The sequence below is a fragment of the Pseudomonas arvensis genome (genome assembly GCF_056688935.1).
This window is the reverse complement of sequence record NZ_CP162038.1, coordinates 259789-279579: the sequence shown is the minus strand read 5'-3', so window position 1 is coordinate 279579 and position 19791 is coordinate 259789. Positions and strand designations below refer to the sequence as shown.

The 19791-nt window shown below is 60.9% G+C and carries 20 protein-coding genes; 14 read left to right on the top strand and 6 right to left on the bottom strand.

Features of this window, described 5'->3' with window-relative positions; genetic code table 11:
* Positions 1–102 precede the first annotated feature (102 nt).
* Genes rfbB through AB3G88_RS01300 form a run of 7 tightly spaced genes read left to right on the top strand, consistent with a single transcriptional unit; the run spans position 103 to position 7165 of the window.
* Entirely contained in the window at positions 103–1185 is a 1083-nt protein-coding gene (rfbB, locus tag AB3G88_RS01330) for a dTDP-glucose 4,6-dehydratase (protein WP_158876650.1), read from the top strand.
* Complete coding sequence (rfbA, locus tag AB3G88_RS01325) at positions 1182–2057, top strand: glucose-1-phosphate thymidylyltransferase RfbA (RefSeq protein WP_099584428.1); 876 nt, start codon at positions 1182–1184, stop codon at positions 2055–2057. Before rfbB ends, rfbA begins: the two co-directional genes overlap by 4 nt.
* Positions 2054–2599, top strand: coding sequence for a dTDP-4-dehydrorhamnose 3,5-epimerase (gene rfbC / locus AB3G88_RS01320; protein ID WP_480452888.1), 546 nt, complete (start codon positions 2054–2056; stop codon positions 2597–2599). Before rfbA ends, rfbC begins: the two co-directional genes overlap by 4 nt.
* Entirely contained in the window at positions 2596–3465 is an 870-nt protein-coding gene (gene rfbD / locus AB3G88_RS01315; RefSeq protein ID WP_480452886.1) for a dTDP-4-dehydrorhamnose reductase, read from the top strand. The genes rfbC and rfbD overlap by 4 nt, the downstream gene beginning before the upstream one ends.
* Before the next feature lie 36 nt (positions 3466–3501).
* A complete protein-coding gene (locus tag AB3G88_RS01310; RefSeq protein WP_480452884.1) occupies positions 3502–5310 on the top strand; it encodes a sensor histidine kinase in 1809 nt (602 codons plus the stop codon).
* Positions 5307–6683, top strand: coding sequence for a sigma-54-dependent transcriptional regulator (locus AB3G88_RS01305; protein ID WP_099584424.1), 1377 nt, complete (start codon positions 5307–5309; stop codon positions 6681–6683). Before AB3G88_RS01310 ends, AB3G88_RS01305 begins: the two co-directional genes overlap by 4 nt.
* Positions 6684–6709: 26 nt before the next feature.
* Positions 6710–7165 carry a YiiD C-terminal domain-containing protein gene (locus AB3G88_RS01300; RefSeq protein ID WP_480452881.1) on the top strand — a complete coding sequence of 152 codons (456 nt, stop codon included), beginning with the start codon at positions 6710–6712 and terminating at the stop codon, positions 7163–7165.
* Between the two features lie 64 nt (positions 7166–7229).
* On the opposite strand, the gene cysQ is transcribed toward AB3G88_RS01300, so the two are convergent.
* Together cysQ and nudE are read right to left on the bottom strand one after the other, a co-directional pair.
* The gene (cysQ, locus tag AB3G88_RS01295; RefSeq protein WP_480452879.1) at positions 7230–8066 is read right to left on the bottom strand and encodes a 3'(2'),5'-bisphosphate nucleotidase CysQ; all 837 of its coding nucleotides are present in this window, start codon (positions 8064–8066) and stop codon (positions 7230–7232) included.
* On the bottom strand, positions 8063–8629 hold the full coding sequence (gene nudE / locus AB3G88_RS01290) for an ADP compounds hydrolase NudE (RefSeq protein ID WP_099584421.1): 567 nt from the start codon (positions 8627–8629) through the stop codon (positions 8063–8065). Before nudE ends, cysQ begins: the two co-directional genes overlap by 4 nt.
* A gap of 87 nt (positions 8630–8716) precedes the next feature.
* Between nudE and yrfG the strand changes: the two genes are divergently transcribed.
* Positions 8717–9379: a GMP/IMP nucleotidase gene (gene yrfG / locus AB3G88_RS01285; protein WP_480452876.1), complete on the top strand. Its 663-nt coding sequence runs from the start codon at positions 8717–8719 to the stop codon at positions 9377–9379.
* 36 nt (positions 9380–9415) lie between these two features.
* Here yrfG and lysM read toward each other — a convergent pair whose 3' ends face one another.
* Positions 9416–9856 carry a peptidoglycan-binding protein LysM gene (gene lysM / locus AB3G88_RS01280; RefSeq protein WP_099584419.1) on the bottom strand — a complete coding sequence of 147 codons (441 nt, stop codon included), beginning with the start codon at positions 9854–9856 and terminating at the stop codon, positions 9416–9418.
* A 133-nt stretch (positions 9857–9989) separates the two neighbouring features.
* Here lysM and AB3G88_RS01275 point away from each other — a divergent pair, with 133 nt between their 5' ends.
* The 4 genes from AB3G88_RS01275 to AB3G88_RS01260 all read left to right on the top strand — a co-directional run bounded on the left by AB3G88_RS01275 (position 9990) and on the right by AB3G88_RS01260 (position 14845).
* Positions 9990–10877, top strand: a complete 888-nt coding sequence (locus AB3G88_RS01275) for a LysR family transcriptional regulator (protein ID WP_191947041.1) — start codon at positions 9990–9992, stop codon at positions 10875–10877.
* Between the two features lie 97 nt (positions 10878–10974).
* On the top strand, positions 10975–11814 hold the full coding sequence (gene fdhD, locus AB3G88_RS01270; protein WP_191960142.1) for a formate dehydrogenase accessory sulfurtransferase FdhD: 840 nt from the start codon (positions 10975–10977) through the stop codon (positions 11812–11814).
* Complete coding sequence (locus AB3G88_RS01265; protein ID WP_480452873.1) at positions 11811–14159, top strand: FdhF/YdeP family oxidoreductase; 2349 nt, start codon at positions 11811–11813, stop codon at positions 14157–14159. The genes fdhD and AB3G88_RS01265 overlap by 4 nt, the downstream gene beginning before the upstream one ends.
* 206 nt (positions 14160–14365) lie before the next feature.
* Positions 14366–14845: a glycine zipper domain-containing protein gene (locus AB3G88_RS01260; protein ID WP_099584415.1), complete on the top strand. Its 480-nt coding sequence runs from the start codon at positions 14366–14368 to the stop codon at positions 14843–14845.
* Positions 14846–14988: 143 nt separating this feature from the next.
* On the opposite strand, the gene AB3G88_RS01255 is transcribed toward AB3G88_RS01260, so the two are convergent.
* From AB3G88_RS01255 to AB3G88_RS01245, 3 genes are all read right to left on the bottom strand, one after another.
* Positions 14989–15426 carry an acyl-CoA thioesterase gene (locus tag AB3G88_RS01255; protein WP_099584414.1) on the bottom strand — a complete coding sequence of 146 codons (438 nt, stop codon included), beginning with the start codon at positions 15424–15426 and terminating at the stop codon, positions 14989–14991.
* Between the two features lie 23 nt (positions 15427–15449).
* Complete coding sequence (locus AB3G88_RS01250; protein WP_480452870.1) at positions 15450–17387, bottom strand: RecQ family ATP-dependent DNA helicase; 1938 nt, start codon at positions 17385–17387, stop codon at positions 15450–15452.
* 224 nt (positions 17388–17611) lie between these two features.
* The gene (locus AB3G88_RS01245; RefSeq protein ID WP_480452868.1) at positions 17612–18787 is read right to left on the bottom strand and encodes a tetratricopeptide repeat protein; all 1176 of its coding nucleotides are present in this window, start codon (positions 18785–18787) and stop codon (positions 17612–17614) included.
* A gap of 175 nt (positions 18788–18962) precedes the next feature.
* Here AB3G88_RS01245 and AB3G88_RS01240 point away from each other — a divergent pair, with 175 nt between their 5' ends.
* Positions 18963–19133: a YhfG family protein gene (locus AB3G88_RS01240; protein WP_003171034.1), complete on the top strand. Its 171-nt coding sequence runs from the start codon at positions 18963–18965 to the stop codon at positions 19131–19133.
* The gene (locus tag AB3G88_RS01235) at positions 19133–19738 is read left to right on the top strand and encodes a putative adenosine monophosphate-protein transferase Fic (RefSeq protein ID WP_112192951.1); all 606 of its coding nucleotides are present in this window, start codon (positions 19133–19135) and stop codon (positions 19736–19738) included. Before AB3G88_RS01240 ends, AB3G88_RS01235 begins: the two co-directional genes overlap by 1 nt.
* The last annotated feature ends 53 nt before the right edge of the window (positions 19739–19791 follow it).

The following is a 19791-nucleotide window of genomic DNA, read 5'->3' as shown; positions in this document are numbered from 1 at the left end:
GGGGCTTGCGCAACCCCCACACACAGACCGCCCTGACCAGCGCCATAACACCCGCTATGCTCCACTCACTGAACGTCCGTCTAAGGAAAAAGGGCCCCCGTCATGCGCATTCTCATTACCGGTGGCGCCGGTTTTATCGGTTCTGCTTTGATACGTCACCTGATTCAGCACACCGAGCATGAAGTGCTCAACCTCGACAAACTCACCTACGCCGGCAATCTGGAATCGCTGACCAGCATCGCGTCCGATAGCCGCTATGAGTTTGTCCAGGCCGACATCATCGACCAGGCCACCGTCAGCGCCGTGCTCGCGCGCTTCGAGCCCCACGCGATCATGCACCTGGCCGCTGAATCCCACGTCGACCGTTCGATTGACGGTCCGTCGGATTTTATCCAGACCAATATCGTCGGCACCTACAGCCTGCTGGAAGCTGCACGAGGCTACTGGCAAACACTGTCCGGACCGGACAAGAGCGCGTTTCGCTTCCACCATATTTCGACCGATGAGGTCTACGGCGACCTCCACGGCGTGGACGATCTGTTTACCGAAACCACGCCCTACGCGCCCAGCTCGCCCTACTCGGCCAGCAAAGCCGCGTCCGACCACCTGGTCCGCGCCTGGCAGCGCACCTATGGTCTGCCCGTGCTGCTGACCAACTGCTCGAACAACTACGGCCCCTTCCACTTTCCTGAAAAGCTGATCCCGCTGGTGATCCTCAACGCCCTCGCGGGCAAGCCGTTGCCGGTCTATGGTGATGGTTTGCAAGTGCGCGACTGGTTGTTTGTAGAGGACCATGCGCGTGCGCTGCTCACCGTCGTGACGCACGGCGCGGTCGGCGAGACGTACAACATCGGCGGCCACAACGAGCAAAAGAACATCGACGTCGTGCGCAGCATCTGCCACTTGCTGGAGGAATTGGCACCCCGACACCCGCAGGGCGTCGAGCACTACACCGACCTGATCACGTTCGTGAAAGACCGTCCAGGCCACGACCAACGCTACGCGATCGACGCCAGCAAAATCGAGCGCGAGCTGGGCTGGGTACCCGAAGAAACCTTTGAAACCGGGCTGCGCAAAACCGTGCAGTGGTACCTCGATAACCTGGAATGGTGCCGCAGGGTCCAGGATGGCAGTTATCAGGGTGAACGATTGGGCAACACCGACATGAGGGATCTGATCGCATGATGAAAGGAATCGTATTGGCCGGTGGCTCCGGCACGCGCCTGCACCCCATCACGCTGGGTGTCTCCAAACAACTGCTGCCGGTCTACGACAAGCCGATGATCTACTACCCGATCTCGGTACTGATGCTGGCCGGCATCAAGGAGATCCTGGTGATTTCCACCCCGGCGGACTTACCGCAATACCGCAACCTGCTGGGTGACGGCAGCCAGTTTGGCGTGACCTTCAGCTACGCCGAGCAACCGAAGCCGGACGGGCTGGCGCAAGCCTTCCTGATTGGCGAGCAGTTCATCGGCAACGACCCCGTATGCCTGATCCTGGGCGACAACATCTTTCACGGCCAGCGCTTCAGCGAGCAGTTGCATGCGGCGGTGAATCGCGGCAAAGGCGCCACGGTGTTTGGCTATTGGGTCAGAGATCCGGAGCGCTTCGGCGTGATCGACTTCGACAGCGAAGGTCGCGCCCTGTCCATCGAAGAAAAACCCGCCGTGCCGAAATCCAGCTATGCCGTCACCGGCCTGTATTTCTACGACAATGACGTGATCAACATCGCCAAGGCGGTCAAACCCTCCGCCCGAGGCGAACTGGAAATCACCGACGTCAACAACGCTTACCTCAAGCGCGGTGACTTGCAGGTGGAGCGCTTTGGTCGGGGTTTCGCCTGGCTGGATACCGGCACCCACGACAGTTTGCTCGACGCCTCGCAGTACGTGCAGACCATCGAGCGCCGCCAGGGCCTCAAAGTGGCGTGCCTTGAAGAAATCGCCTATGGCAACGGCTGGATCGACCGCGAACACCTGCTCGAACGCGCCAAATACTTCGGCAAGACCGGTTATGGCCAGTACCTGTATTCCCTGGCGGGAGACAACCAGTGAATGTCGTCGATACATCGCTTCCCGGCGTCTTGATCCTCGAACCAAAAGTGTTCGGTGACGAACGCGGTTTTTTCTACGAAAGCTTCAACGCCCGGGCCTTTGCCGAGGCCACCGGGCTCAAGCGCGAGTTTGTGCAAGACAACCACTCGCGCTCGCAAAAAAACGTGCTGCGGGGCCTGCATTACCAACTGGAGCACACCCAAGGCAAACTGGTGCGGGTCACGGCGGGCGAAGTGCTCGACGTCGCCGTGGACATTCGCCGCAGCTCGCCGAACTTCGGCCAGTGGGTGGGCGTACGCCTGTCGGCGCAAAACCACCGCCAGTTGTGGGTGCCGGAAGGGTTTGCCCATGGGTTTGTAGTGCTGAGCGACTACGCCGAGTTCCTGTACAAGACTACTGACTACTACCAACCGAGCGCCGAGCGCAGCATCCTGTGGAATGACCCGACGCTGGCTATCGACTGGGAGCTGACCGAGCCGCCCCAACTGTCCGCCAAGGACCAGGCGGGCAAACTGCTGATGGAGGCCGATCTGTTCCCATGAAGATTCTGATTACCGGCCAACGTGGCCAAGTCTCCCAGGCACTGCAACAGCGCCTTCAGGGGCTTGGCGAACTGATTGTGCTCGGCCGCGAGCAGCTCGACCTGGCCAAACCGCAGCAGATCCGCGAGCAAACCCGCGCCCATCGCCCCGACCTGATCATCAACGCCGCCGCCCACACGGCGGTCGATCAGGCCGAAAGCGAACCGGACGCCGCCTTCGCCATCAACGCCATCGCCCCCGGCATCCTCGCCGAGGAAGCCAAGGCTCTGGGCATTCCGCTGATTCACTACTCCACCGACTACGTGTTCGACGGCAGCAAGGCTGCGCCCTACACCGAGGTCGACACGCCGAACCCATTGGGCGTGTACGGCCAGAGCAAGCTGGCGGGCGAGCAGGCGATTGCAGCGGTGGGCGGCGAATACCTGATTCTGCGCACCAGCTGGGTCTACTCCAACACGGGCAAGAATTTCCTGCTGACCATGCAACGTCTGCTGCAAGAGAAACCGCAGATGCGCATCGTGGCTGACCAGATTGGCGCGCCAACATGGGCCGGTACCATTGCCGGCAGCACCCGCGCATTGATCGAGCGTTGGCAGGCCGGCAAGACCGGCGAATGGGGCGTCTATCACCTGACGGCCCAAGGTGAGACGTCGTGGTTCGGCTTCGCCCAGGCGATTGGCGAACACCTGCGCGCCGAAGGGAAACAGTGTGCTGAACTTGAGGCGATCCCCTCCAGCGCCTATCCGACGCCCGCCAGGCGCCCACTGAACTCGCGCCTCGATTGCCGCCGCCTGCAGCAACAGTGGCACGTCAGCCAGCCACACTGGCAAGACGCATTGCGCGAGTGTCTTGCACAGCAGCACTAGGCATAATGCGTCTGTACCCACAGGCGCACGACTCCCATGACTCCATCCCTTCCGCGAAGACCCCGCTGGCGCAGCCTCGCCCTGCTGGCGTTGTGCCTGGCACCGCTGCTGTGGCCGTTGGAGCACTTGGCCGAGCGCTACTACCGCAGCGAACTGGCCGGGCAGAACCGCCAGACCCTCGACCTGTACGTCGCCAACCTGCTGGGCACCCTGCACCGCTATGAAGTGCTGCCACAGATCCTGGGCGACTTGCCCGCCCTGCGCACCGTGCTGGAGGCGCCGAACGTCAGCAGCCACCAGGTCAACGCCAACCTGCTGCTCAAGGACGTCGCCGCCCAGGCCGGGGTGGAAGTGATGTACCTGATGGATACCACCGGCAAGACCCTCGCCGCCTCGAACTGGGATAAACAGGACAGTTTTGTCGGGCGCAACTTCTCGTTCCGCCCCTACTTCAGCGAAGCCATGGCCGGGCGCCTGGGGCGGTTTTTCGGCCTGGGGACTACGTCGGCCAAACGCGGTTACTTCTTCGCCGCCGCCGTGCGCGAGGGTGACAAAATCATCGGCGTGCTGGTGGTCAAGGTCGACCTGGACCACACCGAAAGCCTGTGGGGCAACACGCCTGAACAACTGCTGGTCACCGACCACAACGGCGTGGTGATCCTCACCTCGCGCCCGCAATGGCGGTTCCGTGCCACTCGGCCACTGACTGACGAAGAACGCCAGGCGATCATTGCGATCCAGCCCTACCCGACCCGCGACCCACAGCCGCTGAGCCTGAGCAGCACCGCGTGGCTGCGCCAATCCACGGCCATCGCCGAGACCGGCTGGAATGTGGAAATCCTCGCGCCGCAATCCTTGATCAGCCGCCCGGTGCGCACGGTGGTTGCGGTGGGCGGCGCCACGCTGCTGGTGCTGATGTTGCTGCTCGGTTTGATGATGCAACGACGCCGCCATTACCTGGATCGCATCGCGTTTGAAGCCAAGGCGCGTCGCGAGCTGGAAGCCCGAGTGGTCGAACGGACCAGCGATCTGGAAGGCCTGAACCGGCGGCTCAAACAAGAAGTGCTGGAGCGCGAACACGCCCAGCAGGAACTGGTGCGCGCCCAGGATGATCTGGTGCAGGCGGGCAAGCTGTCGGCGTTGGGTACCATGTCGGCGAGTATCAGCCACGAACTCAATCAGCCCCTGGCCGCGATTCGCAGCTACGCGGAAAACGCCGAGATCCTGCTGGACCATGAACGCACCGCCGATGCGCGGGGCAACCTCAAGTTGATCAGCGAACTGACCGGGCGCATGGCCTCGATCATTGCCCACCTGCGCGCCTTCGCCCGGCGCGACCGGCATGCGCCGGAGAGCGTGGCCCTGCAACCGGCGCTGGACGACGCGCTCGCGCTGTTGGCCAAGCGGCGGCGGTCGATGGAAGTGGAACTGATCCGTGACCTGCCGGAAGCAACGCTGTGGGTGCAGGCCGGCGAAACCCGTCTGCGCCAAGTGCTGGGCAACCTGCTGGCCAACGCCCTCGACGCCCTCACCGAAAAAGGCCCACCGCGCAAACTCTGGCTGAGTGCCGAAACCACCGCACAGGGCGTCAATCTGTACATTCGCGACAATGGCCCAGGGTTTTGCATGGAAGCGCTGGGCCGCGCCAGCGAGCCGTTTTACACCACCAAGACCCGCACCCAGGGCCTGGGGTTGGGCCTGGCGATCTGTGAGACCCTGATGCGTGCCTTTGGCGGCGAACTGTCGTTCGCCAACCACAAGGAAGGTGGCGCGCTGTTAACCCTGAAATTGCGTGCCGGCTCGCCGGGCGTCAGTCTGCAACCGTCCGAGGACCGCAGTGTATGAGTATCGATAACCAGATTCAGGTGGTGTTGATCGACGACGATCCGCACCTGCGTCAGGCCCTGTGCCAGACCCTGGACCTGGCCGGGCTGAAAGTCCTGACCCTGGGCGAAGCCACCGGCCTCACCGCGCGCCTGTCGCGGGACTGGCCGGGCGTCGTGGTCAGCGACATCCGCATGCCCGGCATGGACGGCCTGGAACTGCTGGCTGAACTCCACGGCCAGGACCCCGACCTGCCGGTGCTGCTGATCACCGGCCACGGCGACGTGCCGCTGGCGGTACAGGCCATGCGCGCCGGCGCCTATGACTTCCTTGAAAAACCCTTTGCCAGCGATTCGCTGCTCGACAGCGTACGTCGCGCTCTGGCCCTGCGCCGCCTGGTACTGGACAACCGCAGCCTGCGTCTGGCCCTCAGCGACCGCCAGCAACTGAGCACGCGCCTGGTAGGCCACTCGCCACAGATGCTGCGGCTGCGCGAGCAGATCGGCGCACTGGCGGCGACCAAGGCCGACGTGCTGATCCTGGGTGAAACCGGCGCCGGCAAAGAAGTTGTGGCCCGTGCACTGCACGACCTGTCGAGCCGCCGCAGCGGCCCGTTTGTGGCGATCAACGCCGGTGCCCTGGCGGAATCGGTGGTGGAAAGCGAACTGTTCGGCCACGAACCCGGCGCCTTTACCGGGGCGCAGAAACGCCGCATCGGCAAGTTCGAATTTGCCAACGGCGGGACCTTGTTCCTCGATGAAATTGAAAGCATGAGCCTGGATGTACAGGTCAAACTGCTGCGCCTGTTGCAGGAGCGCGTAGTAGAACGCCTGGGCGGCAATCAACTGATCCCGCTGGATATCCGTATCATCGCCGCCACCAAGGAAGACCTGCGCCAGTCCGCCGACCAGGGCCGTTTCCGCGCCGACTTGTATTACCGTCTCAACGTCGCGCCGCTGCGCATTCCGCCGCTGCGCGAGCGCGGTGAAGATGCGTTGATGCTGTTCCAGCACTTCGCCGACGAAGCCAGCAGCCGCCACGGCCTGACGTTGCACGAGCTGCAGCCGGGCCAACGCGCACTGTTGTTGCGTCACAACTGGCCGGGCAATGTGCGGGAATTGCAGAACGCCGCCGAGCGCTTTGCGCTGGGCTTGGAACTGGCACTCGACAGCACGCCGGACAATACCGCCAGCAACGTGCTGACTTCAACGCCAGGCGGCTTGAGCGAGCAAGTCGAGCAGTTCGAGAAAAGCCTGATCGCCGCCGAACTGACCCGCCCCCACAGCTCCATGCGCAGCCTCGCAGAAGCCCTCGGCGTGCCGCGCAAGACCTTGCACGACAAACTGCGCAAGCACGGCCTGAATTTCGCCAACCAAAGCGCTGACGACGAATGACCCTGCCCACCCACCAAGAGGCCCCCATGAGCCGCGACAGCCGTTACCTGGAATCCGTCCTGCACCACGACATCCCCCTGACCCGGGAAATGGGCCTCAAGGTGCTCGACTGGCAAGGCGGGCAACTGCGGCTGCACCTGCCCCTGCAAGCCAATATAAACCACAAGAGCACCATGTTCGGCGGTAGCCTCTACTGCGGCGCGGTGCTGGCCGGTTGGGGCTGGCTGCACCTACAACTGCGCGAGGAAGGGGTTGAAGACGGGCATATCGTGATTCAGGAAGGGCAGATCAGTTATCCACTGCCAGTGACGCGGGATGCGACCGCCGTGTGCGCGGCGCCGGAGGAGAAAGTGTGGAGGCGCTTTTTGGCGACCTACAAGCGCTACGGCCGGGCGCGCTTGGCGCTGGAGACGTGGATTGTGAATGAGGGCGATGAGGAACACGCAGTGGCCTTCACCGGCCAATACGTCCTGCACCGCTAGAAGCCAATACACAAAAAAATGTGGGAGGGGTTTGCCCCCTCCCACATTTTGATCTGCGGTGGTTTTAAGATCTTGCCAAGGTCAGCAAGTGCTCACGCCACGCGGCCTTCGCCGGCAGTGCCAGGAAAAACGGGTTCAGCAACGATTCTCGCGCCGGGTAGCTGAACGGCTCACCACTCAACTCCAGCACCTCGCCTCCCGCGCCTTCCAGCACGCCCTGAGCCGCCGCCGTATCCCACTGCGAAGTCGGCGCCAGGCGCGGGTAGCAGTCGGCGCTGCCCTCGGCCAACAGGCAGAACTTCAAAGAGCTGCCGATATTCGCCAACTTCAACTCGCCCAGGTCAGCGCTCAACCCATCCAGCAAACGTTCCTGCTCGGGGCTGGTATGTCGACGGCTGGCAACCACGGTAAACGCCTCACCCACCGCTGGCGCTGCGCGCACCTGGATCTGTTTGGGTGCGTCGTTCACATCGGAGCGCCACGCGCCCAACCCCGCACCGCCAAAGTAGCAACGGCCACTGGTAGGCATCGACACCACACCGAACACCACGCGCCCGTGTTCAATCAGGGCGATATTGACGGTGAACTCTTCACTGCCAGCGATAAATTCCTTGGTGCCGTCCAGCGGATCCACCAGCCACCAACGCGTCCAGCCGGCGCGCACGCTCTGGTCGATATCGGCGTCCTCTTCGGACAGCACCGGAATACTTGGGTCCAGCGCGGTAAGGCCAGCGAGAATCAGATGGTGGGCGGCGAGATCTGCTGCCGTCACCGGCGAATCGTCGGCCTTGGAGGTCACCGCCACATCGGCGCGCCAGTACGGCAGGATGACTTCTCCCGCCTGGCGAGCCAGTTCGATCACGGGGGCGATAAACGAGTGGCCTAAAAACAGTTCGCTCATGCGCTAAACGCTCCACGCTGGATCAACAGGTCTCGTACCAGGTACAACGCCGCCAAGGCGCGACCTTCACTGAATTGCTCGTTTTGCGCCAACTGCGATAGCTCGCGCAGGTTGACCCGGTCCACGCGCATCGGCTCGGGCTCATCGCCTTCCAGGCGCTCTTCATAGAGATCGGTGGCCAGCACCACCTGGATTTTCTGGCTCATATAACCAGGCGACAGCGACAGCTCGGTAATGTGTTCCAACTGTCGCGCGCCGTAGCCGGCTTCTTCCTTGAGCTCACGGTCTGCCGCCGCCAGCACGTCCTCGCCCGGTTCGATCAGGCCCTTGGGCAAGGACAACTCATATTCGTCGGTACCGCCGCAGTACTCTTCCACCAGCAAGGCATGATCTTCGTCGATCATCGCCACGATCATCACCGCGCCGTAGCCGGCACCACGCCCCACCAGGCGCTCGTAGGTCCGTTCAACGCCATTGGAAAAGCGCAATTGCACTTCCTCCACGCGGAACAAACGGCTACTGGCGACTATTTCGCGGGCGAGGACGGTGGGTTTCTGGCGCATAAGCGGCTCCTTGGCGTGATCGGGTTACTATACCGTGGCTTTTCCGATTGTCTGTGTCGGATATCTTTACTTACATGAGAACGCCCCATGCCCTCTTTGCCCTGGCACGCCATCGACACCGTCCTGCTGGACATGGACGGCACCTTGCTGGATCTGCATTACGACAACCACTTCTGGATGGAACACCTGCCCCAGCGTTACGCCGAGTTGCATGGGGTGAGCCGGGCCATGGCCGAGATGGAATTGCTGCCACTGTTCGAGCGTAACGCCGGACAGTTGCAATGGTATTGCCTGGATTTCTGGAGCGCGGAACTGAAGATCCCGGTGCGCGAGCTCAAGCTGGAAACCGCCCATTTGATCGCCTTGCGCGCGGATGCCGACACCTTTCTGGCCGCGATCAAACAGGCCGGCAAGCGTGTGATCCTGATCACCAACGCCCATCGTGATTCGCTGTCATTGAAGCTGGAACGCATTGAACTGGCGCCGTATTTCGAGCGATTGATCAGCTCTCATGACTACGGTTTTGCCAAGGAAACCCCGCAATTCTGGGATGCCCTGCACGCTGACATCCAGTTTGATCCTTCGCGCAGCCTGTTTATCGACGACACCTTGCCGATCCTGCGTAGCGCCAGGGATTTTGGTGTAGGGCATCTGCTGGCGGTAAAAGAGCCGGACAGTAAAAAAGGCCCCAAGGACACGGCGGAGTTTGCAGCAGTAGAGGACTACCGCGACCTCATTGCGGGACTCTGAACCCAATGTGGGAGGGGGCAAGCCCCTCCCACACTTTTACTCAGGGATACGCAGTGTCTGACCCGGGTAGATCTTGTCCGGGTGCGACAACAACGGCTTGTTGGCCTCGAAAATCTTGTTGTACTGATTGGCGTTGCCGTACACCGCCAGCGAGATCGCACTCAGGGTGTCGCCCTTTTTCACTACGACGAAACGGGCAGCGGCAACCGCCGGCCCGGAAACAGTGATCTGGTCATCCACACTGGCAACACCGGCGATGTTGCCCAGCGCCAGCAGGATTTTCTCTTTCTCTTCCTGGGTAGCGACCTCCCCCGTCACGGTCACCTTGTCGCCATCCACCGTGGCCTGCACATTCGGATTCCCCAGACCCACCTTCGACACGTGGTCTTTCAACTGCTCACTCGCGTTCGCATTACCCGGCGTCAACAGGTCGACAAGCTTTTCGCCGGCTTCTTTGATAAAGCTGAAAATACTCATTAGTGCGCTCTCCTTGGTAGTTGTATTCCAGATGCCCAAGACTAGACCAGTCCTACAGATTTGGGTTCCAGCCCGGCCAAAGACCCAAACGCGCTAGAATCCCCCCGCCATTGGAATAAGCCCTGGAGCGAAGATGGACATCAAACAGCTGAAATTCCTCATCGCCCTCGACGAAACCCGTCACTTCGGCCAGGCAGCGGCACGTTGCCACATCACCCAGCCCACCCTGTCGATGCGCCTGCGCAGCCTCGAAGAAGAGCTGGACTTGCCGTTGGTCAATCGCGGCCAGCGTTTCGAAGGTTTCACCGCGCCCGGCGAACGGGTGCTGGCGTGGGCCCGCACCGTGCTGGCGGCGTATGACGGTTTGCAGGCTGAAGCCGCTGCCTGTCGCGGCAACCTGGTGGGCACATTGCGTTTGGGCGTGGTGCCACTGTCGAGCTTTGATCCGTTGGCGTTGATGCAGCAACTGCATAAAGAGCACCCGAGCCTGCGCTTTGAGCTCTCGGCCCTGAGCTCCGAACAAATCCTTGAACAATTGGCGAGCAACCGCTTGGACCTGGGCGTCTCTTATCTGGAACGTTTGGATAATGAACGCTTTGACTCGCTGGCCCTGGGAGAAACCCGCATGGGCTTGCTCTACGACCAGCGGTTCTTCAGCTTTGGTGACAAGCCGTTGAGCTGGGAAGCACTGATCGAGTTGCCTTTGGGCATGCTCACCAGCGGTATGCACTTTCGCCAGTCCATCGACCACAACTTCCACAGCCGTGGGCTCAACCCCCAACCGCTGCTGCAGACCGATGCCGTCCATCAGTTGTTACAAGCGGTGCACGGCGGACTGTGCTGCGCGGTAATGCCGCTGGACGGCGGCCTGGATGCGCTCACCGAGCACTTGCGCCTGCAACCTATCGAGGATGCCCACACCCTCGCGCGTCTTGGGCTGATCATGCGCCGCAGTGCACCGCGCTCTGCGTTGGCCGAGGCGTGTTTCGCGCTGTTTCAGAAATCGCAAACCGAGTCTTGATCGACGCCATCTATCGGTAGATCAGTACTGGCAATTAGACGCGACGCTTTGTCGCGCCTAGTCTAAACACTGATCAATCCGCCGGTGGTACTGCCCCATGAACGCCAAGCGCCCAGTCTGCGCGGCGCCCGCCTCTGAAACGCCCGCGCCCGCCGCCAGCCAGAGCTATCAATACTGCAATCTCGAACACACAGAGGTCGCCAGCACTGCGTTGGCGGAAGAAGTGGCGTTGGCGATCGCCTATAACGACATCAGCCAGGCGGTGATGCTGGTCACGCCGACGGATCTGGAAGACTTTATCGTCGGTTTCAGCATCGGCAGCGGCATTATCGCTGACGTTAGCGACATTTATGATCTGAAACTCAGTGGCTCCGGCTCGACACAGTACGCCCAGGTGCAGATTTCCAGCCGCGCGTTCTGGAACCTCAAGCAGCAACGTCGTCAATTGGCGGGTACCAGCGGCTGTGGTTTATGCGGTGTAGAGGCGGTGGAACAAGCCTTGCCGGACCTTGAAGTCTTGCCCGGCGCACCGCTGCCCCCAGCGGAATGGCTTGATGGCCTGCGCCAGCGCATCAGCGCCTTCCAACCTTTGGGCCAATACAGCGGCGCGGTACATGCGGCGGTGTTCATGAACAGCCAGGGCGAATTGTTACTGGGCCGCGAAGACATCGGCCGCCATAACGCCCTCGATAAGTTGATCGGTGCGCTGATCCGCCAAAAGATCCCGACCGACGGCGGACTGGCGATTGTCACCAGCCGTTGCAGCCTCGAATTGATCCAGAAAGTGTTGCGCGCAGGCATCCAGACCCTGGTCAGCCTGTCGTCGCCTACCGGCCTGGCCCTGCAATGGGCACGCCGGCATAACCTCAATCTCATCCACCTGCCGCAGAAAAGTGCGCCGCGGGTCTACAGCCCTGCGATGGAGAACCAGCCGTGAGCAATCATCATCAAGCCGACCAAACCCCAACCCCGCGCTATAAGCCGTATAAAGGCGCAGCGGGTGGCTGGGGCGCGCTGATCAGCGTGGCGCAGGCCTGGCTGACCAGTGACAACGCACTGAAGAACCTGCGCATGATGCTCAAGACCAACCAGAACGGCGGTTTCGACTGCCCTGGCTGTGCCTGGGGCGACTCGCCGGAAAGCGGCATGGTCAAGTTCTGCGAAAACGGCGCCAAGGCGGTCAATTGGGAAGCCACCAAACGTCGTGTGGATGCGGCCTTCTTTGCCAAACACAGCGTCACTGCACTGCTGGAACAGAGCGATTACTGGCTTGAATACCAGGGCCGCCTGACCGAGCCGATGCGCTACGACGCCGAAAGCGACCGCTACACACCGGTCAGCTGGGAAGCGGCCTTCGACCTGATCGGCAAACATCTCAATGCACTGCCCAGCCCAGACATGGCCGAGTTCTACACCTCGGGCCGGGCCAGTAACGAAGCGGCATACCTGTATCAGTTGTTCGTGCGCGCCTACGGCACCAACAACTTCCCGGACTGCTCGAACATGTGCCACGAGGCCAGCGGCGTGGCCCTGGCGCAGAGCGTGGGCGTCGGCAAAGGCACCGTGACCTTTGATGATTTCGAACATGCCGACGCGATTTTCGTCTGGGGCCAGAACCCTGGTACCAACCACCCGCGCATGCTCGAACCGTTGCGTGAAGCGGTCAAACGCGGCGCCCAGGTGGTGTGTATCAACCCGCTGAAAGAGCGCGGCCTGGAGCGCTTCCAGCACCCGCAACACCCGCTGGAAATGCTCACCAACGGCGACAAGCCGACCAACACCGCCTACTTCCGCCCCGCATTGGGTGGCGACATGGCCATCCTGCGCGGCATGGCCAAGTTCCTGCTGCTGTGGGAGCGCCAGGCGCAAGCCGAAGGCAAGGAAGCCGTGTTCGACCACGACTTCCTCAACGAGCACACCACCAACGTGCTTGATTACCTGGGCCAGATCGACGACACCTCCTGGGATGAAATCGTCGCGCAGTCCGGGCTGCCGTTGGTGGAGATCGAGCAAGCGGCGCGCATGTATGCCAAAGGCAAGAATGTGATCATGTGCTGGGCGATGGGCATCACCCAGCATCGCCACTCGGTGCCGACTATCCAGGAAATCGCCAACCTGATGCTGCTGCGCGGCAACATCGGCCGGCCAGGCGCCGGCCTGTGCCCGGTACGTGGCCACAGTAACGTGCAGGGCGACCGCACCATGGGCATCAACGAGCGCCCACCGGTGGCGTTCCTCGACTCGCTGGAGCGTCGCTTCAAGTTCCAGATACCGCGCACCCATGGCCACAACGTGGTGGAAGCGATTCACGCCATGTTGGAAGGCCGCTCCAAAGTGTTTATCGGCCTGGGCGGCAACTTCGCCCAAGCCACCCCGGACAGTCCGCGCACCTTCGAAGCGCTGCGCAATTGCGACCTGACCGTGCAGATCAGCACCAAGCTCAACCGCAGCCACCTGATGCATGGCAAGGACGCGCTGATCCTGCCGTGCCTGGGCCGTACCGACATCGACATCCAGGCCGATGGCCCGCAAGCGGTCACGGTAGAAGACTCGTTCAGCATGGTTCACGGCTCCAACGGCCAACTGCAACCGCTGTCGAAGCTGATGAAATCCGAGCCGGCAATCCTCGCCGGCATTGCCGCCGCGACGCTGGGCAGCAAGCCGGTGGATTGGAACTGGCTGGTGGCCGACTACAGCCGCATCCGCGACCTGATTGCCGACACCATCCCGGGCTTCAAGGACTTCAACGAGAAAATCAAAAACCCAGGTGGCTTCTACTTGGGTAACTCTGCCGGCGCACGCCGCTGGAACACCCCGTCGGGCCGGGCCAACTTCCGCCCGAACATCCTGCCCAAAGACTTGATCCACGAACGCACCCACGCCACGGGCCGGGTACCAGACCTGATCATGCAATCGATGCGCTCCCACGATCAGTACAACACCACCATTTATGGGCTCGACGACCGCTATCGCGGGGTGAAGGGCCAGCGCGACGTCTTGTTCGTCAACGAAGCAGACATCATCCGCCTGGGCTTCAAACCAGGGCAGAAGGCTGACATCGTGTCGCTGTGGGAAGATGGCCGTGAGCGTCGTGTGAAAGGCTTCACCTTGCTGGCATTTGATATTCCGGCAGGCCAGGCTGCCGCTTACTACCCGGAAGTGAACCCGCTGGTGCCGCTGGAAAGCACCGGGGATGGCAGCCATACGCCGACATCAAAGTTCGTGGCGATCCGATTGGAGGCCGCAAGTGACAATGGGCTGATCATGGCGCGTACGGCCTGACTGATCATTTCGGACACAAAAAAGGCCGCTTTTGCATAAAAGCGGCCGTTCCGAAGTAGCTAATGACCCGCAAAAATCACTTAAGTTCCATAGCTAAAACAGTAACTTAGCGAATTGTGTACAACTCGTGTTACTGGTCGGATTTCTATTGTCACCATGTCAATACAGCCTCAGGATCGCGCCGTCATCCTCTTGAGGTTTCCCGAATGAAGTTCTCCTCGATTCTCTTGTTGTCCCTTGGCCTGGTCAGTGGCGCAGCCATGGCCGGTGGCACCACCGAAGCCGGTGTAGGCGGCGCATTGGGCGGGGTTCTAGGTTCTGTCGTCGGCCAGCAATTGGGCGGCAATACCGGTTCGACCATCGGCGCGGCCCTGGGCGGCGCAGGTGGTAGTGCGGTCGGCGCCGACAAGCGCAGCCGTGGCGAAGCCGCTATTGGCGGCGCGCTGGGCGCAGCCGGCGGCAACGTCGTAGGCCGCAGTGTCGGCGGCAGCACCGGTGCACTGATCGGCTCTGCCGCCGGCGGTGGCGCGGGCGGTGCACTGGGCAACTACATGGGCAACAAGAGCGATGACGATGATCGTCGTGATCGTGGCCGTGACTACCGTCGCTATGACCGTGATGATCACCCAGGCCGCGGCCATGCCTACGGGCATCGCAAGAACAAGCATCACTACCGTCACCGGTAAGCTCGCGGTTTAGCGAACACTGCATACCCATGTGGGAGCGGGCTTGCTGGCGAAGGCGGTCTTTCAGCTAGAGATGTGCTGATTGACTCACCGCTTTCGCGAGCAAGCCCGCTCCCACATTTGCTTCAGTGCAGCTTGAAAAATCAAGGTTGGATGACCAACCGCTGCAACGCTTCGCGCAACAGCCCCGCAATGGTCACCGGCTGGTTCGACCCCCGGTCCACAAACACATGTACAAAACGCCCCGCCGCGCAGGCTTCTTCTTCGCCTGCCTTGAACACCGCCAACTCATACTGCACTGAGCTATTGCCCAACTTGCTCACACGCAGGCCGATGTCGATACGCTCGGGGAAGGCGATCGACGCAAAGTAATCGCACGCCGAACTCACCACAAACCCCACCACGTCGCCGCCATGAATATCCAACCCACCCTGCTCGATCAGGTAGGTGTTCACCGCCGTATCGAAAAAGCTGTAGTAGGTGACGTTATTCACGTGGCCATACACGTCATTGTCGTGCCAACGCGTGATGATCGGTTGGAAGTGAGGGTAATCGGCACGCTGTGGCACTGAATCAGGCATGGGCACCTCGGGTGAATGTGGGTTTACAGGTCATTCAAATGGACTTCGGACCAACTGCGGACGTCGGCATAGGGGTAGTCCTCCAGCGCTGCAAAACCGGGAATGCCCCGCGCCTTCAGCTTGGTAAACAGCGGCACGCTGATGCCACCGAGAAAGCGCGTCAGCCGCTCCGCACCCGGCAGCTCGCCCGTGTGCTCATGATGCCTGTGGATAAAATCACCGCACAGCCCCATGAAATTTTTATCCACAAGCGGCGGTAGACCTGGCGGTGACGGCAAGTGCGCCACATGGCCGTGGCAGACCGAGCAATGTCCGCAGCGTTGAGGGGCTTTTTCATCACCAAAATACTGGGCCAGGCGCTGACCCAGGCACTGCTCGGTGGCGAACAGATCAAGCATCGCGTGAATCCGCGCGACTTCCGTCACCTCGTGCTGCTTGAAGCCTGTGTATAACTCGGCGCTCAGCACCTGTGGATCAAAGTCGGTGTTCAGCAGGCTGTAGACCTCCGTCATCTGCTTGCTTTCCAGCTCGATCAGGCCCTGTTCCTGGAAGTAATCCAGCGCCTTCAGCACGCGATTGCGCTCGGCATTGTGCTGTTGATACAGCGCATCGAAATCCACCGTCGCCCATGTTTTCGCACGCTTGCACACCTGGATAATCGCCGCGACAAACTGCTGCCGCTCACCAGAAAACCGCGCCAGCAACGCTTCAGGTTCGATCAGGTACTTGAACCGGTACTCGGCATAAAACGCGTAGCGCGGTGCGATCACGCCCTTGAGTTCCAACTGCACCAGCAGCGTCTTGAGTGGCAGCTCGCGGATATTGCTGTGGTCCGACAGCGACCTCAGCAAGAACTCCCACTGCCCTTCACTGCGCGCCGCCTGCAAGTCCTCCAGCACCCGGCGGATACCCTCCTGCTCAGGCGTGTCACCGTACACAAAGTTTTCCAGCACATTCAGGCTGTCACGGTTGGCCAACACCAGACAGTCCGAGGGCTGCCCATCACGCCCGGCACGCCCGATTTCCTGGCTGTAGTTCTCGATGGATTTGGGCAGGTCGAAGTGCACCACATTGCGGATGTCACTCTTGTCGATGCCCATGCCGAACGCGATGGTGGCAACGATGCAATTGGAACGCCCGCCCATGAAGCGCTGCTGGATGCCCTCACGTTTATCGTGGGGCAAACCGGCGTGATACGCCTCGGCCTGGATACCATTGCGATTCAGATGCTCGGCGATCTGTTCAGCGGTTTTCTGCAGGGTGACGTAGACGATGCTCGGCTGGTTCGCGCGCTCGTTCATCCACTGCACCAGGCGACGGCGCTTATCCGCACCGCTGACCGGTTCGACCAACAGGTTCAGGTTCGGCCTGTAGAACCCCGTGGTCACCACATCACCCGGCGCAATAGCGAACTTCGCCTGCATATCGGCAATCACCTTGGGCGTGGCTGTAGCCGTCAACAGCAGAGCTTGTGGGATCTTGAACTGGCGCTGGTAGTCCGGCAGCTTCAGGTAGTCCGGACGGAAGTTGTGGCCCCACTCGGAAATGCAGTGCGCCTCGTCCACCACCAGCAGCGAGATCTGCACGCTTTGCAGGAAATTACGAAAGCGCTCGTTCTTCAGGCGCTCCACGGAAATCATCAGGATTTTCAACTCGCCGGAACGGGCGCGAGCCATCACGTCATTGGCCGCCTCGCGACTCTGCGCCGAATCGATGCTGCCCGCCGAGATACCGTGGCGTTGCAAGAAGCCCAACTGGTCCTGCATCAACGCCAACAGTGGCGACACCACCAACGTCAGATGTGGCAGCAGTACGGCAGACAGTTGATAACACAGGGACTTGCCCGACCCGGTCGGAAAAATCGCGGCCGCCGAACGACCTGCCAGAACGGCGCTGACCGTTTCTTCCTGGCCCAAACGAAACTGTGGATAACCGAAGACCTGCTGGAGGGTGTCGTGCATAGGCTGTCACTCCATTGACCGTTGAACGTGGCTTAAAAACGTAGCCCAGTCAGCTCAGCGGATCGAGAAAGGTCGCATGAAAAAAAGAGACAGGATGATACACAGGGTGGGGGATGGCCCAGGGCCGAAGTGGGAATAATCTGAGCAGGTAGCAGGAAGACACAGATCCAAATGTGGGAGGGGATTGCCCCCTCCCACATTTTCAGAACTGCACCATGACTGAATCAGCGGTTCCGCACGCGCTCAATCGCCGTGTCATACACCGGATTGGCCTTCTGCTCCTTGGCTAATTGGTAATGACGCAACGCATCCGCAAACTGCCCCGCCGCTTCATAGATCCGCGCAATGTTGTAGTAGGCGCCGGCACGTACGGTGGCCGCATTGGCACCGGTCGCCAGGGCGATGGCCTTGCGATTGGCCCAGATCGACTCGGCGGTGTTACCGGCCTTCTGATACGCCAGACCGAGGTTGCCGTAGGCCTTGCCAAAACTATTGTCCAGATCGATAGCCTGACGGAACAGATCAATCGCCTGGTCCAGGTTACCCGCTTGGTAGGCCGCTTCACCCTGTACGTTCAGACGCTTCGCATCAGCTTGTGCGGATGAGCTGACAGCTACTGCGGTGACTGCAACGCTGTCATCCAGCAACGGTTTTACTTCGTTCAGTACGTTCTTGGCATCGACCTTCACACCGCTGAACGTGTTGATGTCCTGGAAGTCGCCGCTGCCGGTCATGCGGAACACAGTCCACAGGTTACCGCTGCGGTTTTTCGGCACGTAGTAGGTACGAACCAACGATTGGCCCATGTACACGAACACTTTGGCTTCGCTGTTGGACAACTGGCGCGAGCTTGGATTGCCGCCGTTGCTGTAGTCGTGCACGGCGTAAACGTAGCTTTCGCCGTAGTGTTTTTTCTGCAGGGTGATGGTTTCCGGGCCGTAGCTGTCGGTGTCATCCACGTCCAGCTCGGCGTCGGTGCCGGTCTTGTTCTCGAAGTAGATATTGTTGCCGGGGAAGATCATATGGGAGTCGAGATCGTCCGGCGTCTGGCCCCAGGTCAGCACCACACGCAGGCCATCGAGGTTTTCCATCACCGGGCTGATGGCATAGGTCATGCCCTTGCACGGGCACTTCACCACCAGGTTGGAATAACCAGGCTTCTTGATGATCAGCAGGTTGCTGGCATCATCAGCCGCCTCGCTGGTCAAGGTCACCTGGCCCTGGGCGTTGGTACGACCCACCACGTTCTGCGCGCCGTTGCGTTGCAGCAGCACTTCGGCGTCGGCGATTTTCTGGTCCTTGACCACCGCGCTGAGCACCTCAATCGGCAACTGTTCGGCCTGAACGGAAAAAGCCACCGCACACAAAGACATCGCCGAAGCGACACGAAGCAAACTCATGCTTAACTCCCTTTAAGTAATGGGCGGAATCGCCCTACAAGATTTTGCGGTGAAACATACGCTGAATTCAGCTTGCTGGCGGACTTTTTATACAAAATGTGACGCGGTTTTTATCCCGCCTGCCCGCTGACGCATTGCGCTACAATCAAGCCTTGCTACCCAGGAGAACGCTGCGATGAGCGAACTGACGTTTGAGCAAAAACAGGATCACTACCATAAGATCCGCCGTTCCAATTACCTGGCCAGCCTGCGCCTGGAAGGGTTCGAGACCCAACCCGCCGACGTCGACAAACCCCTGCCGACCCGCGAAGCCGTGCTTGCCAAGTACCGCAACACCTCGCGCTGATGCTCGACAAATACGGGGTGGGCCAGGACCCGTACTGCTATCCCGGTAGCAGCGTCCTGCGCAACCGCCTCGATTTGCTCGACGAGCACCGCCTGCACCAGGCCGAGCGGGAATTATCCGAAATCGCCGTAGGCAGCCTCCCGCTCTTTCCGCCGCCCTACGACCTTGAGCGCCTTCAACACATCCACCGTACGCTGTTCGGCGACATCTACGACTGGGCCGGTGAACTGCGCAGCGTCAACATCCAGAAAGGCGACACACTGTTCTGCACCCCGGAGCGCATCGCACCGGAAGCGGCGAAGATCATTCGGCATATGGAACAGGCGAACTGGTTCGTCGGCGCGAGCCAGGCCGAACTGGTGACGCAGATTGCCCAGGCATACGGCGACCTCAATGTTATCCACCCCTTCCGCGAAGGCAACGGCCGGGCGCAGCGGATTTTGTTCGAACAGATCATCGTGAATGCAGGTTTTTCGGTGAACTGGTGGCTGGTGAAGCATGCGGCGTGGATACCGGCGAATATTGATGCGGTGGCGTGTGATTATCGGGGGCTTGAGGCGATTTTTGAGCGGTGTATCAATAAGCCGGCCAGCGCCCACATTTGACCCGTTTCAGCTGCCAAATCGCTGCCAAGCCGAAAATGCCAGAAGTTGCTGTA